General features: G+C 63.3%; 12 protein-coding genes. 7 read left to right on the top strand and 5 right to left on the bottom strand.

Features of this window, described 5'->3' with window-relative positions:
- Positions 1–22: 22 nt before the first annotated feature.
- From PSO31014_RS19775 to PSO31014_RS19760, 4 genes are all read right to left on the bottom strand, one after another.
- On the bottom strand, positions 23–1,891 hold the full coding sequence (locus tag PSO31014_RS19775; protein WP_150553179.1) for a methyl-accepting chemotaxis protein: 1,869 nt from the start codon (positions 1,889–1,891) through the stop codon (positions 23–25).
- Between the two features lie 199 nt (positions 1,892–2,090).
- Positions 2,091–2,720: an ABC transporter ATP-binding protein gene (locus PSO31014_RS19770; RefSeq protein WP_150553178.1), complete on the bottom strand. Its 630-nt coding sequence runs from the start codon at positions 2,718–2,720 to the stop codon at positions 2,091–2,093.
- 13 nt (positions 2,721–2,733) lie between these two features.
- Complete coding sequence (locus PSO31014_RS19765) at positions 2,734–3,003, bottom strand: metal/formaldehyde-sensitive transcriptional repressor (RefSeq protein WP_150553177.1); 270 nt, start codon at positions 3,001–3,003, stop codon at positions 2,734–2,736.
- A gap of 114 nt (positions 3,004–3,117) precedes the next feature.
- Complete coding sequence (locus PSO31014_RS19760; RefSeq protein ID WP_017231480.1) at positions 3,118–3,996, bottom strand: LysR substrate-binding domain-containing protein; 879 nt, start codon at positions 3,994–3,996, stop codon at positions 3,118–3,120.
- 187 nt (positions 3,997–4,183) lie between these two features.
- Here PSO31014_RS19760 and PSO31014_RS19755 point away from each other — a divergent pair, with 187 nt between their 5' ends.
- From PSO31014_RS19755 to metC, 7 genes are all read left to right on the top strand, one after another.
- Positions 4,184–5,008, top strand: a complete 825-nt coding sequence (locus PSO31014_RS19755; protein ID WP_150553176.1) for a transporter substrate-binding domain-containing protein — start codon at positions 4,184–4,186, stop codon at positions 5,006–5,008.
- A 15-nt stretch (positions 5,009–5,023) separates the two neighbouring features.
- Positions 5,024–5,716, top strand: coding sequence for an amino acid ABC transporter permease (locus PSO31014_RS19750; protein WP_150553175.1), 693 nt, complete (start codon positions 5,024–5,026; stop codon positions 5,714–5,716).
- Between the two features lie 4 nt (positions 5,717–5,720).
- Positions 5,721–6,413: an amino acid ABC transporter permease gene (locus PSO31014_RS19745; RefSeq protein WP_017231483.1), complete on the top strand. Its 693-nt coding sequence runs from the start codon at positions 5,721–5,723 to the stop codon at positions 6,411–6,413.
- A 35-nt stretch (positions 6,414–6,448) separates the two neighbouring features.
- Positions 6,449–7,216: an amino acid ABC transporter ATP-binding protein gene (locus PSO31014_RS19740; RefSeq protein ID WP_150553215.1), complete on the top strand. Its 768-nt coding sequence runs from the start codon at positions 6,449–6,451 to the stop codon at positions 7,214–7,216.
- A 108-nt stretch (positions 7,217–7,324) separates the two neighbouring features.
- The gene (locus tag PSO31014_RS19735; RefSeq protein ID WP_150553174.1) at positions 7,325–7,921 is read left to right on the top strand and encodes a cysteine dioxygenase family protein; all 597 of its coding nucleotides are present in this window, start codon (positions 7,325–7,327) and stop codon (positions 7,919–7,921) included.
- A gap of 158 nt (positions 7,922–8,079) precedes the next feature.
- Positions 8,080–9,681 carry a rhodanese-like domain-containing protein gene (locus PSO31014_RS19730; RefSeq protein WP_150553173.1) on the top strand — a complete coding sequence of 534 codons (1,602 nt, stop codon included), beginning with the start codon at positions 8,080–8,082 and terminating at the stop codon, positions 9,679–9,681.
- A gap of 105 nt (positions 9,682–9,786) precedes the next feature.
- Positions 9,787–10,977 (top strand): cystathionine beta-lyase, encoded by a 1,191-nt coding sequence (gene metC, locus PSO31014_RS19725; protein ID WP_150553172.1) that lies wholly within the window; start codon positions 9,787–9,789, stop codon positions 10,975–10,977.
- A 155-nt stretch (positions 10,978–11,132) separates the two neighbouring features.
- Here the strand turns inward: metC and blaPNC are convergent, their stop codons facing one another.
- Positions 11,133–12,359: a PNC family class C beta-lactamase gene (gene blaPNC, locus PSO31014_RS19720; protein WP_150553171.1), complete on the bottom strand. Its 1,227-nt coding sequence runs from the start codon at positions 12,357–12,359 to the stop codon at positions 11,133–11,135.
- Positions 12,360–13,516 lie beyond the last annotated feature (1,157 nt).

Genomic DNA, 13,516 nt, shown 5'->3' with positions numbered 1-13,516 from the left:
TGTGAACGGCCGCTACGGTCCCTCAAGCCGCTCGACGTTTCGTCGACCCCACCACCGACAACGACGGCGCGTGCGGCACCGCGTGCTGCCCATCGCGCAGACGGAAGCGCGCCACTGTCTCCGCCAGCATACGAGCCTGCTCGCTCAGCATGGCCGACGCGGCCGCCGATTCTTCCACCAGCGCGGCGTTCTGCTGCGTGGCCTGATCCATCTCCGAGACAGAGCGGTCGATCTGGCTGATGCCCGTGCTCTGCTCGGTCATGGCGCCGTTGATCTCGCTCACCAGACGCTGCACGCGCGTAATCCCGTCGACGATTTCGTTCATCGTCGTGCCCGCCGCCTGCACCCGCTCCGTACCGCTCTTGACGTTCTGCACCGACGTCTCGATCAGGGCCTTGATTTCCTGCGCGGCCGCCGCACTGCGCTGGGCCAGCGTGCGAACCTCGCCCGCCACCACGGCGAAGCCGCGCCCCTGCTCGCCCGCACGTGCCGCTTCCACGGCCGCGTTGAGCGCCAGGATATTGGTTTGGAACGCGATACCGTCGATCACGCTGATGATCTCCGTGATGCGTTCCGACGACTGCGTGATCGCCGCCATCGTGCCGACCGCATCGGTGACGACCTGACCGCCACGCGCGGCGGCGGCGCTCGCATCGTTGGCCAGACGCGTGGCATGCTCGGCGGTCTCGGCCGTCTGCTTGACGCTGGACGTCATCTCCGTGAGCGCCGACGACGTCTCCTGCAACGACCCCGCCGAAGCTTCCGTACGCTGCGACAGATCGCGGTTGCCCATCTCGATCTCGCTGGTGGCCGACGTCATCGACGACACGCCCGAGCGCACGTCGAGCATCACCGAACTGATCTTGTCGACGAATGCGTTGAACGACTTCGAGATTTGCGCCACCTCGTCCTGCCCGATGACATCGAGACGCTGCGTCAGGTCGCCGTCGCCCGAGCCGATGGTGTCCATGGCGTCGCGCACGATCGACAAACGCTTGAACGCGCGCGACGTAAAGATGGAGGCGATGACCAGTGCGATCAACGTCAGCACCACGAGCGTGATACCCGTTGCGCCCAGCACATGCGTCAGGCCCGCCGTGGCTTCCGTGCGGTCGAGCGCCACCACCAGATACCAGTCCGTGCCCGGAATGCGCTTGGCCTTGAGCAGCTTGGGTGCGCCGGAGAGTTCCATCGCGACCGGTGCGGCGCCGTCGGCAGCCATGCCCGGCAGCGAGTCGGCGGTGAGCGCGGGGGCGACGTCCGTCGACGGCTTGAGCGAGAATTTGCTGTCCGGGTGAGCGATCACCTGACCGTCGCTCGCCACCACCAGCGCGAGGCTCGACGGGGTGGGATGCACGGCCTTGATGATGTCCTGAACGCCAGTGAGCGCCACGGCGCCGCTGACCACGCCGGTGGTCTGGCCGTCACGCAGGATCGGCGCGGTGAAGGCGACATACGGAATGCCCGTCGACGAATCGCCATACGGCTTGGTGACGGTGAGCTTACCCGCCGCCAGGGCGCTCTTGTACCACGGGCGCGCCGTCGGGTCGTAGTCCGGCGGCGTGGGCGCGGTGGAGAAGAATGTTTTGTCCGACCAGCCGATGCTCGTGATCGGGAAGTCGTTGGTCTTGCCCATGAGCTTCACGAGCCCGGCCGGATCTCCTTTCTCGACGACTTGCGACGTCGCCACGACCGCCTGCGCCTTGTCGGCGGACCAGCGCTCGATGGTGCCCGCGTTCCCGTCGGCCACGGCCGACAGCGTGTCGGCGATGCTCGACATCATGCTGTCACGCACGATGACGTAAGTCGTGATGCCAGAGAGAATCAGCGCGCCCACCACCGTCAGGCAGGAAATGAGCAGAATCCGGGTTCGCAACGAAGTGACTTTCATGAGCTTTCATCGGTAGGCCCGCGCGCGGACCGTTGAATGGGGGGGGCCGACAGGCCGGGCAATACCGCCCGCGCCGTCGCATCGATACATTGCTGCTTTACTCTCTGCCCTTACGGCCGGGGAAGGCCGAAACTTTAATGAGTGCAGATCAATGAACGCATGAGGGCGCCTTGCGGCGCATGGGAAAACGAACGGAAAATCAGAGGGCGCTGGCGCGCGTGAGATCGGGGAAGCCGAGCGAAGTCGCTTGGCAGCCGTCTGCCAGCGCATCGTCGTGGGTCGAGAAGAAGACGCAGCGATCCTTGCCGAGGGTCGTGAACCAGTCGATCAGCACGGCGCGCGAGGCGGCATCGAGTCCGCCACTGGGCTCGTCCGCGAGAATCACGCGCGGCGTGCCGAAGTGCGTGGCGGTCAAATAGAATTTGCGACGTGTGCCGAGCGACATCTGGTCGAAGCGTTTTTCCATATGCGGCATCAGGCCGAACCGCTCGGCCAGATCGAGCACGCTGGCACTCACGTGCGTTTGCCTGTCGGCGGCGCGCTGTTCGAGAAAGCCTCGTCCGGTTTGCGACGGCTCGCCCAGGCAGTCGAACGGCACTACGGCGAGCGCTGCCTTGGCCTCGGCGGGGGCGTCGTGCATGGCGTGTCCGTCAATCCAGACCTGGCCGTCGTCGGGCACGACAGTGCCCGCGAGCATGCCGAGCAGTGTGGTCTTGCCGCCGCCCCCTTCGTCGCGCAGAGCAAAGCATCCGCGCTCGGCGTGGAAGCTCAGGTGCTCGAAAAGCGTGAAAGTGCCGAAGCGTTTGGCAAGATTCTCGAAACGAAGCATGGGCGTGTGACGGCTACTTCAGATAGGCCTTGATGACGTGAAGCATGGGGGCCAGTTCGGCCTCGCGATGCGCCTGCTCGGACTCGTTGACGAGGTGATCGACGAGATGCCCCTCGATGACCGCGCCCATCAAGCCGTTGACCGCCCCGCGAATCGCCGCGATCTGCTGGAGAATCTCGATACAGTCGCCCTCTTCGCTCAACTGACGCTCCAACGCCTGCGCCTGTCCCTGAATGCGACGTACGCGTGCCAGCAACTTGTGCTTTTCCCGAATCGTGTGCACGGTCTGTCGCGCTCCTGTCTGTGTCGATCAAATGGCCGAAAATGTTAGCACGTACATACTAGGGGGCAGTATATCCCCGATTCGGCTTCCCGCGGATCGGGGGCGCGCCGCCGATTACTCGCCGATCAGAAACGGCGGACCGAAGCGCGTGGCGATGTGCTCTGTCGACTCGAACAACTCGCGCAGGACCTGACTCGTACACGTCGGCTGCACGTAAAGATAGAACGCGACGTCGGGCAAGCGCGGCAGGCCGTCGGCTTCGGAGAGCACGCGCATGTTCGCATCGAGAAGCTCGGTGGTGCGAGCCGTCACCCCGAGGCCCGCGCTGATCGCCGCCCTGATGCCGGTGAGCGTTGGCGAGATGAAGCTCGTGCGCCAGGCGATGCCCGCCGCGTTGAGCCGTTCGATGGACAGGCGGCGAAACAGGCTCAGCTCGTCGGCCATCACCAGCGGCACGGGCGCGGACGAATTGAAGATGAAGTCGTCGGCGCAGATCCAAACCATTGGCGAAGTGCGCAGCTTGATGCCGGGGAAGGCTTCGTCGTAGCGTGTCGAGATCGCCAGATCGAGCTCCTTGTCGCGCAGGGCATCCATCAAATGCGGGCTGCGTCCGACGATGATCTCCAACTGCAATTCCGCCGAGAGCTTCGATAGCCGTCGCAACATACTCGGCAGAATCGAGTCGGCCACGTCATGCGGCGACCCGATGCGCAGCTTTTCCACCGGCCCGCGCGTTTGCATGACCTGCACGGCCTGATCGTTGAGCGCCAGAATCTTGTTCGCGTAGGCAACCAGCCGCACGCCGTCGGCGGTCATCGCTTTCTGACGGCCCTGCTTTTCGAACAGCGCACACCCCATCTCCTGTTCGAGCCGCTGCATCTGCTGGGTGATCGCGGACTGCGTGCGTCCCACGCGCGTGGCGGCCGCCGCAAAGGTCTCATGCTGCGCAATCGCCACGAAAGTGCGCAGCAGATCAATATCGAGATTTCGCATGGGTTTTGGGTCGATACTTCAGGCTGGCTAATGTGTTCGAGATAAAAATTAAATTGTTCTCGGGAATTTTGGTCGATAACCTGCCTGACACTCAAGCAATATTTATGTAATCGGTGGGAGGCCGGCGTTGACCGGCCCCCCCGATCATCGATTCGCCCTTCGGTCGAACTCAAGGAGACTCAGGATCATGTGGCAACGACACTTTGCAGCCGCGCTGTTCGCGACACTCGCCATCACGGGCATCGCACACGCTGACCAACTGGCCGACATCAAGGCGCGCGGCACGCTTGTTTGCGGCACGCAGAACGCCAGCGAGCCGTATGCGTTTCCCGACGCGGCCACGCGCAAGATCGTCGGATTCGACGTTGACGTGTGCAACGCGATCGCGAAGGGGTTGGGCGTGAAGCTCGAACACCGTGCGCTGTCGACCGACGCCCGCATCCCCGAACTCAAGACGCATCGCGTCGACGTGCTGGCCGCCGCCGTCGCCTGGATGCCGGCCCGTGCCGCCCAGGTTGACTTCAGCGACCAGTACTTCGTTGCCCCGATTCGCGTGCTGGTGCGCGCCGACTCGCCGGTACAGACGCTCGAGCAGCTCGCCGGCAAGAAAATCGCGGCGTCCGAGGGGTCCAGCTCGGCCGCCGTGTCGGTCACGCGCCTACCCGATTCGAACCTGCTTACCTTCCACGACATTTCGTCGGCGTTCCTCGCGCTGCAGCAGGGTAAGGTCGAGGGACTGGTGGCGGGTCAACTGATTCTGGCGCGCTTCGCCAACGAAGCTGCCGCCAAGGGCGGTCAGCAATACCGACTGCTCACCAAGTCGGTCTTCGAAGAACGTTGGGGCGTGGTGACCAACAAGAACGAACCCGCGTTGCTCGCCGCCGTGAACAAAATCCTGGTCGACTACGACAAGTCGAATGGTTTGCAGGACAGCTTCGACAAGTGGCTCGGCAACAAGTCGGTCTACAAGTTCACGCGCGACTATAAGGTCGAGCCGATCAAGGTGCAGTAAGCGAGACGCGGCGTAATGTTCGAACTTTCGTTTCTGCTCGAAGACGGCTACCTGAAGCTGTTTCGCGACGGGGTGCTGACCACGCTCCAACTGTTCGTGGTCTCGGGGCTGCTAGCCATCGTGGTGGGCGTGGTGCTCACCACGCTGCGCGCCCTGCCGGTCAAGTTCTTCAAGGGCTTCGTGATCGTGGTGGTGGAATATCACCGCAACGTGCCGGTGCTGGTGCAGATTCTCGTGTGGTACTTCGGCGTGCCGCAACTGCTGCCCGAGGGCCTGCGCGACTGGATCAACGCGGGCAACACCGAGTTCGTCTTCGCAACGCTGGCCCTGGCGCTCAATGCCGGTGCGTTCATCTCCGAAGACCTGCGCTCGGGGCTGCGCGCGATTCCGCACACGCAGCAGGAGGCCGCGTGGTCTATCGGTCTCACGTACTTGCAGTCGTTCCGTTATGTCGTGCTGCCGCAGGGCATTCGCGTGGCGACGCCCGCGTTGCTCAATCAGGCGCTGCTGCTCTTCAAGAACAGCTCGCTGGCGATGGCGATTGGCGTGCACGAACTGATGTATCGCACGCGTCAGATCGACAACCTGACGTTCCGCACGTTCGATGTGTTCATGGTGGCGACGATCCTGTATCTGATCGGCACGCTGGCCTTGATGGCGCTCTCCGAGCACGTTGCCAAACGCCGTACGGCACCCTCGGGAGTTTGAGACGATGTACGAGATCCTGCATGACTATCTCGCGCTGTTCCTCGTCGGGAGCTGGCCCAACGGCCCGCTTGGCGGCGTGGCGATCACGCTCATTCTCTCGGCGCTCGGGCTGGTGATGTCGTTTCCCATCGCGGTGGTGATCGGCATGGCGCAAGTCTCGCCGCTGCGCTGGCTGCGACGTGCGGCCGGTGTATGGACGCGACTGGTGCGCGGCATTCCGCTGCTGATGATTATCTTCTGGGCATACTTTGCTGTGCCGCTGCTCGTGGGCGCCGAGGTATCGGCATTCACCACGGCCGTGTGCGCGATCATCGTCTACGAGAGCGCCTTCCTGTCGCAGATCGTGCGTGCTGGCCTTGAAGGCCTGCCGCGCGGCCAGATGGAAGCGGCGCGCTCGAACGGGCTGTCGTGGCTGCAAAGCATGCGTTACGTGCAATTGCCGCAAGCGCTCGCGAACATGTTGCCGTCGATCGTCAACCAGTTCGTGTCGATCATCAAGGCGACATCGCTCGCCTATGTGATCGGGGTGCCCGAGCTGACGTACTCGGCCGCGCAGGTCAATACGATCGTGCTGACCAAGCCGCTGCAGACGTTCCTCGTGCTCGCAGCTTTCTATTTCGTGTTGTGTTTCGCCATTTCGCGTTTCGCTGGCTGGCTCGAGCGTCGTATCGCCCGTCAGCGTGCGGGATTGGCCTAAGTGCAGAATTCAAGAAGGAGAACGCGATCATGACCATGCTCGCATTCGAGAAGGTCGATAAGTATTACGGCGAACATCACGTCCTCAAGGGGATCGATGCCACCATCGGGCGCGGCGAAGTCGTAGTCGTGTGCGGTCCGTCGGGCTCCGGCAAGTCGACGCTGATTCGTACCGTCACGCGGCTCGAAGCCATCCAGAAAGGCCGCATCCTTTTCGAGGGCAAGGACGTCACCGCGCGCGACGTCAGGCTCAATCAATTGCGTGCCCGGATCGGCTTCGTGTTCCAGAGCTTCAATCTGTTTCAGAACCTCTCGGTGCGCCAGAACCTGATGCTCGGACCGACGAAGGTGCTCGGCATGTCGCGCGACGAAGCGACGGCTCAAGCCGAGACGTTGCTCGCTAAGGTTGGCCTCGCCCACAAGATCGACGCCATGCCGGCGAACCTCTCGGGCGGTCAGCAGCAACGTGTGGCCATTGCCCGCGCGCTCGCCATGAAGCCGCCGCTCATGCTGTTTGACGAGCCGACGAGCGCCCTCGATCCCGAAATGGTGCAGGAGGTTTTGCAGGTCATGCGCTCGCTGGCGGAAGAGGGGCTGACAATGATGATCGTCACGCACGAGATGGGCTTTGCGCGCGATGTGTCGAGCCGCGTCTGGTTCATGGACCAGGGACAGTTGCTCGAAGACGCGCCGCCGGCGGAATTCTTCAGCCAGCCGAAGCACGCGCGCGCGCAGCGATTCCTGCAGGACGTGCTGCGTCCGTCGCCGATGATCGGCGTGCCGCGCGACGCCGTGCCGGCCTGAGGCCGTCCCGACAAGCACGACGCACGCGACACTTACGCCATACCCGAACACGCGACCGCGCCTCAGCCGGGGCCCGTCGCGAAACAGATCCTACGGAGAAGACTTCACATGTCCACGCCCACCCTAGCCGAACAACGTCAGGCCGCCGTCGGCGACGCCATTGCAGCCATGAAGGCGTCGCTGGCCCCTGAGGGCGAGACGCGCCACGCGCTGGCCGCCGTACTCGATCAGGTCAAATCGCTCGCCGCCCGTAACGCGCTGTGGAACGAGGCCGACTTCCCGCCGCCGGCCGATGGCGAACTGCAAGCGCGTTATCTGATTCATGAAGATGCTGACAAGACCTACGCGCTGTACCTGAACGTTATGCGTCCGGGCAAGAAGATCACGCCGCACAACCATACGACGTGGGCCTGCATCGCGGCGGTCGAAGGCGTTGAGTACAACTACGTCTACCGTCGCACCGATGACGGCAAGACACCTGGCGTCGGCACACTGGAAGTGAGCGACACCGTCGTGGTCGACCCGGGCCACGGCATTGCGCTGGCGTCGGACGACATTCATGCCGTCGAGATCCAGGGCGACGCGCCGATTCGCCACCTGCACATGTACGGCCGTGCGCTGGAAACGCTGACTGAGCGCATCACGTTCGATCTCGCCAAGGGCACGTATCAAGTCATGGATATCGGCGTGAAGACCCGCCGCTAACAGCGCAGTGACCGCCGGCGACGCCCGGCGGCGAACTCCCTGACGGCGCGAGCGTTCCTCGCGCCCCCCTTTCACATCGCCCACGCCGGGCGGTGCGGGCCTGTTCATCCCTACGCATTGGGTATGACCGGGCGGAACCTGACAACAAACGCAACGCTATGACCTCGTTTACTCCTCACTTTGTGCCGCCCGCCCGTCTCAAGGAATGGCTGCATGATGGCGCCGAGATCGCCGTGTTCGACGTGCGCGAGCATGGCGAGTACGGCGAAGCGCACCTCTTCTATGGCGTGACGCTGCCCTACAGCCGCCTCGAACTCGACATCGTGCGGCTTGCGCCGAGACGCGACGCCCGCGTGGTGCTCTATGACACCGACGCGAGTGTCGCAGTGCAGGCGGCGCAGCGTCTGGCCGCGCTCGGTTATACCGACGTGCACGTGCTCGAAGGCGGTACACAGGCTTGGCAACAAGCGGGCTTTCGTCTGTTCGCCGGTGTGAACGTGCCGTCGAAGACCTTCGGTGAGTTGGTGGAGATGGCGTATCACACGCCTCGCGTGACGGCGCGTGAGCTGGCCGCCATGCGCGAGCGCGGCGACGACGTGGTGATTCTCGACGGACGTCCCGTAAGCGAATACTTGAAGATGACGATTCCGTCGTCGATTTGCTGCCCGAACGGAGAACTCGGCTACCGCATTCGCGAGCTGGTGCCGAACCCCACCACGCCCATCGTCGTGAACTGCGCCGGACGCACGCGCAGCATCATCGGCGCCCAGACGCTCATCAACCTCGGCATTCCCAACCCGGTGATGGCGCTGGAGAACGGCACGCAGGGCTGGTATCTGGAAGATTTGCCGCTGGAGCATGGCAGCACGCGCCGCTATCCAGACGCGGTCGCGCCGTCGAGTCTCGCGCAGATGCGCGAAGCGAGTGGCGCGTTGGCCGAGCGCTTCTCTGTGCCCGAGGTGGATGCCGCGACGTTTGCGCAATGGGCAACCGACACGTCGCGCACGCTGTTCCTGTGCGACGTGCGCACGCCGGAAGAATTCGCCGCCGGGTCGCTACCTGGTGCGCAACATACGCCGGGCGGCCAGTTGATTCAGGCGACGGATCAATACGTGGGCGTGCGTCATGCCCGGGTGGTGCTGTTCGACAACGATGGGGTGCGCGCGCCGATCGTCGCGAGCTGGCTGCGTCAGTTGGGTCATGATGCCTACGTGTTGCGCGACGGACTCGTCAGCGGCGCGTCGTTGCCGGCATGTGGGTCGGCCGTCGACGCGACGCTGCCCGAGATCGATGTCGCAGCGCTCGCCGTGGCACTTGCCGACGGTAGCGTCACGGTCGTCGACCTGCGGCCGAGCATGAGCTACCGTCGCGAGCATGTGCCGGGCGCGCAGTGGGCGATTCGCCCGCGGCTGCCGAGCCTGCCTGCGTCGCGTACCATCGTGCTCATCGCGGACGAGCGCGGCATCGCGGAACTGTTCGCGGCCGATTGGCGGCGTGCGCATGCCAACGACGCGCGCACGGTTTCGCTGCTTGCGGGCGGCTTCAAGGCTTGGGCCGCGGCTGGCCAGCCGGTGCAGAGCACGCCCGAATTGCCGGCGGACGCCGAATGCATCGACTATCTGTTCTTCGTGCACGATCGTCACGACGGCAACAAGGCGGCGGCGCGCCAGTATCTGGCGTGGGAGACGGGATTGCTGGCCCAGCTCGACGACCGGGAGCGCGGTGCGTTCCGTATCGGTGAGCCTGCCGCCGCGAAGTAAGTGCAGTCGCTGGCGTGCGTGACCGTTGCGCACGCCGTGCGTTATCTTCTGACTCGTTCGAATCGTTTGAATCGTTCGAAACCTTATCCCCCCCAACGTCCCATCATGTCCCGACAATCGACCCCCAAACGTCTCGCTACCCGTCTGGTCAAGGGCGGCACGCACACCGCCGTGGTTGGCGGTCGCGCCGTCAATCCGCCCGTGGTGCGCGCATCTACCGTGCTGTTCGAAACGATGGACGACCTGAACGACGCGCGCCGCCGTCGCGGCACCGAGCGCATGTTCACCTACGGGGCGCGAGGCAATCCGACGGGCTTCGCGCTGGAGGATGTCGTCGCAGAGCTGGAGGGCGGCTATCGCACGCGTCTCTTCCCGACGGGGCTCGCGGCGATCTCGATGGTGTTTCTCGCTTACGTGCGCCCAGGCGATCATGTGCTGATTTCGGACTGCGTGTATCAGCCGCTGCGTCACTTCGTGGAGACGTTCCTCAAGCCGTGGGGCGTGCACGTCACCTACTTCCGCGCCGATGGCAGCGACGCGGCCGAGCACATGACGGCGCGTACGAAGATGATCTACGTGGAGACGCCGGGCTCACTTGTCTATGAAATGTGCGACATCCCGGCGCTGGCCGATCTGGCGCATCGTCATGGGGCGCTGCTCGTGGCGGACAACACGTGGGGCTCGGGCGTGCAGTGCCGTCCGCTCATGTTGGGGGCTGACGTCTCGGTGATGGCGGCGACGAAATATCTGAGCGGGCACTCCGACGTCATGATGGGGACGGTGACCACAACGCAGGACGTCTGGCAAACGCTCTCCAAAATGGCGGATGCGCAGGGCGTGGCCGTGAGTCCGGACGACGCGTATCTCGTGCTGCGCGGCACGCGCACGCTGGGGGCGCGCTTGCAGATGCATGAGCGTCATGCGCTGGAAGTTGCGCATTGGCTCGGCAGTCTGCCGGACGTGGCGCGCGTGTTCTGCCCGGCGCTGCCGACGCATCCCGGGCATGCGCTGTGGCAACGGGATTGCGTGGGCACGAACGGCCTGATTTCGTTCGAATTCGCCAACGCCACGATGGCACAGGCGGACCGCTTCGTCGATGCGCTAGAGCTGTTCGGCATCGGCGCGTCGTGGGGCGGCTTCGAGAGTCTGGCGACGGTGTCGAACGTGGCGGGCACGCGCACGTGCGAGGACTGGACGTCCGCCGGCCCGATCGTGCGTCTGCATATCGGTCTGGAAGACCCGCAGGATCTGATCGAGGATATGGCGGCGGCGCTTGAGCAGGTGTTTGGGCAGTGAGGTGTTGGGGAGTTAAGACGCCAGGGCATTCAGGCGTTTGGACGTGTGGGCGTTTGCGTGATGTCGCGTTACGGCGCTAAAGCCTACGGGGCTTCAGCGCCGTGCCTGAATCACGACGAAGGCGCGGGCGAGGACGCCCGCCGCCGCGTACGTCGTTACTTCCCGGCGGGGGACGCGTGTGCACCCCCGTCGAGGGTGGTCAGAATGTCGTGCGCCGCGCGGATGCGCTCGTCCATCGCGTAGTTCTTGTTCGCAAGCAGTACGATGCCCATCTGCTTCGACGGGACGAGGGCGACATAAGCGCCGAACCCATTCGTCGAGCCCGTCTTGTTGATCCAGGCGACGGGCGTGGGGGCCATCGGAGGCGCAAGTTCACGAACGGCTGTCGGCTCGTACGCCATCCGGGCCGAGTTGCCATCAAGCAGTGCATCGATGCTGACTGGATACGGGTACTGCTCCCAAATCAGGTCCTGCGTGATCGGCTTGTCGAAGAAATAGCCGGTGTGGGTCGCGTTGATCGCTTGGCGCAGCCGGTCGTCCTGCACTGGCTGTCCGAGGTTGGCGCGAACGAACCGCAGCAGGTCGCTCGCCGTTGTCTTCACGCCATACGCCTCTTGATCGAACACACCTGGTGAGACGCGAATCGGCTTGCCATCCTTCCCATATCCCCACGCGTAGTTGGCCTGCTGATCTTTCGGCACCCGGAGGTAGGTGTGCTGCATGTCGAGTGGCTTGAAGACGTGCTCGGTCACGAGTGTTGCGAAGTCACCGTGCATGGCGCGTGCGGTGATCCAGCCGAGGGCACCGATGCTCACGTTCGAATAGGTGCGCACCGTGCCGGTGGGTTTCGCCGGCTTCCACGACTTGAGGTATTGCAGGATGTCGTGGGTGCTATGAACGTTGTCCGGCACTTGAAGCGGCATGCCGCCGGTCGTGTGCGTGCCGAGATTGACGAGTTTCACGTCGCCGAAAGGCGTGCCTGCAAGTTCGGGGACGAAGCGGCTGGTCTTGTCGGTGAGCGAGAGGGCACCGACGCTTTGCGCATAGGCGGTGAGTGTCGCCGTGAAGGTCTTGCTGACCGAACCTAGCTCGAAAAGCGTGTCGGCCGTGACGGGCGTGTTGGCCTTCTTGTCGGCCACGCCGTAATTGAAGACGTAGGCATGCCCGTCGAAAACGATGCCAACGGCCATGCCGGGAATGTCCTGTCGGGCCATCAACGGGGTGATGGTCCTGTCGACCAGCGATTTGATTTCGTCTTGCCGGGGATTGGTCTGCACCTGGGCTTGCGGCTCGGCGGCGTAACTCCGTGCGCTGAACGTCATCCAGGTGATGGCGGCGGTCGCCGCGAGTGCGGCAAAAACGGTGAGATAGGGCTTTGTCATCTAGGGTCGTCTCCGTGTGGGCGGGCGCTTGGGACGCATGAGGCACAAAGGCACGGCAGGCCGGTTGCGCCTCATGGTAAAGCGCGGTGATTCATGCCCGGAAGCGTAATCGCAAATCGATGCGCATTCGCGGTGCGACGACGTAACGGACGTAACCGATGTAATGGATGCAACCGGAGCGCGTGAGGGGCGGCGGGCTCGCTAAGCTTGGCGGACGGGAGTGGTGCGTCGGCCGGAAAGTCGCCTTTCTGACGTCAAGCGCTATTCCAATCGACGATGCCGGCAACGTTGACGAGATGGACGCGGAAGATGAAAAACCCAACTGAGGCATTCGCGTTATGCCGCTTAACCTGAGCGGGTGCCGCTAGGTCATTACACTTGTCCGTCGAACACTAGGACGACATCAACGCAGACTTTGCGTGTGCCCGTTTGCTTAAAATAAAAATCGCTTCAGAAGCAACCCTACAAAAACGGAAAAAATGATACCGAAGCATGTCCAATAGATAATCTTCCCGCGTGACGTGAAGTTCTTGTATTCCTCTTCGGACGGACCACGAACCATCGCATGCCTCCATTGACTTATTTTCGCCGTTGCCGACTGGCGTTGCTCGAATCCACGGGACGACGCTGAAGCCCACGCAGCCAGGACTGCCTACACCAAGCTCGATTGCAGTATTTAGTGGCCTAATGCTTCCGACACTGATTTAGGCGAGAACGCTCGCCATGAAGAGGTGTCTGATGACCAAGCAACGACGTACGTTTTTCCCGGATTTCAAATAGCAGGCCGTGTGCCGGATGCTCGACCGGGGCCATAGCCATATGGAGGTAAACCGTTCGGGTGGCGTCGGTGAGACGGTGGTGCGTCGCCGGGTACGGCAGCTCCAAGGAACGTCAAGGCGTCGAGCCGCGGGGCATTTCCGTTGACCTTCGGTCGTTGCGAGTGCCAACTTTAAGTGGATGAGGGGGCATCGCGATGCCACGTGCGTGGTTGAGTTGCGGCCATTAATTATCTACAGGCCTTGAGAGTTGCCGCGTTGTACTTCATGGATATGAGAACGGTTGGGATGTTTTCGTAATCCCGGGGGTGTCAGAATTTCCGTGTTCAAGGCGAGTTGAGAATTACACGGACGGTCGAACGAATCGATCCGCGTAAAGGA

Source organism: Pandoraea soli (assembly GCF_902459595.1).
In the GTDB taxonomy this organism is placed as follows: Bacteria; Pseudomonadota; Gammaproteobacteria; order Burkholderiales; family Burkholderiaceae; genus Pandoraea; species Pandoraea cepalis.
This window is presented reverse-complemented; position numbering and strand designations above follow the sequence as displayed.

Coding starts and splice junctions, on each gene's coding strand:
- PSO31014_RS19775 (WP_150553179.1), bottom strand. CDS start 1,891: ATGAAAGTCACTTCGTTGCGAACCCGGATTCTGCTCATTTCCTGCCTG.
- PSO31014_RS19770 (WP_150553178.1), bottom strand. CDS start 2,720: ATGCTTCGTTTCGAGAATCTTGCCAAACGCTTCGGCACTTTCACGCTT.
- PSO31014_RS19760 (WP_017231480.1), bottom strand. CDS start 3,996: ATGCGAAATCTCGATATTGATCTGCTGCGCACTTTCGTGGCGATTGCG.
- PSO31014_RS19755 (WP_150553176.1), top strand. CDS start 4,184: ATGTGGCAACGACACTTTGCAGCCGCGCTGTTCGCGACACTCGCCATC.
- PSO31014_RS19750 (WP_150553175.1), top strand. CDS start 5,024: ATGTTCGAACTTTCGTTTCTGCTCGAAGACGGCTACCTGAAGCTGTTT.
- PSO31014_RS19745 (WP_017231483.1), top strand. CDS start 5,721: ATGTACGAGATCCTGCATGACTATCTCGCGCTGTTCCTCGTCGGGAGC.
- PSO31014_RS19740 (WP_150553215.1), top strand. CDS start 6,449: ATGCTCGCATTCGAGAAGGTCGATAAGTATTACGGCGAACATCACGTC.
- PSO31014_RS19735 (WP_150553174.1), top strand. CDS start 7,325: ATGTCCACGCCCACCCTAGCCGAACAACGTCAGGCCGCCGTCGGCGAC.
- PSO31014_RS19730 (WP_150553173.1), top strand. CDS start 8,080: ATGACCTCGTTTACTCCTCACTTTGTGCCGCCCGCCCGTCTCAAGGAA.
- metC (WP_150553172.1), top strand. CDS start 9,787: ATGTCCCGACAATCGACCCCCAAACGTCTCGCTACCCGTCTGGTCAAG.
- blaPNC (WP_150553171.1), bottom strand. CDS start 12,359: ATGACAAAGCCCTATCTCACCGTTTTTGCCGCACTCGCGGCGACCGCC.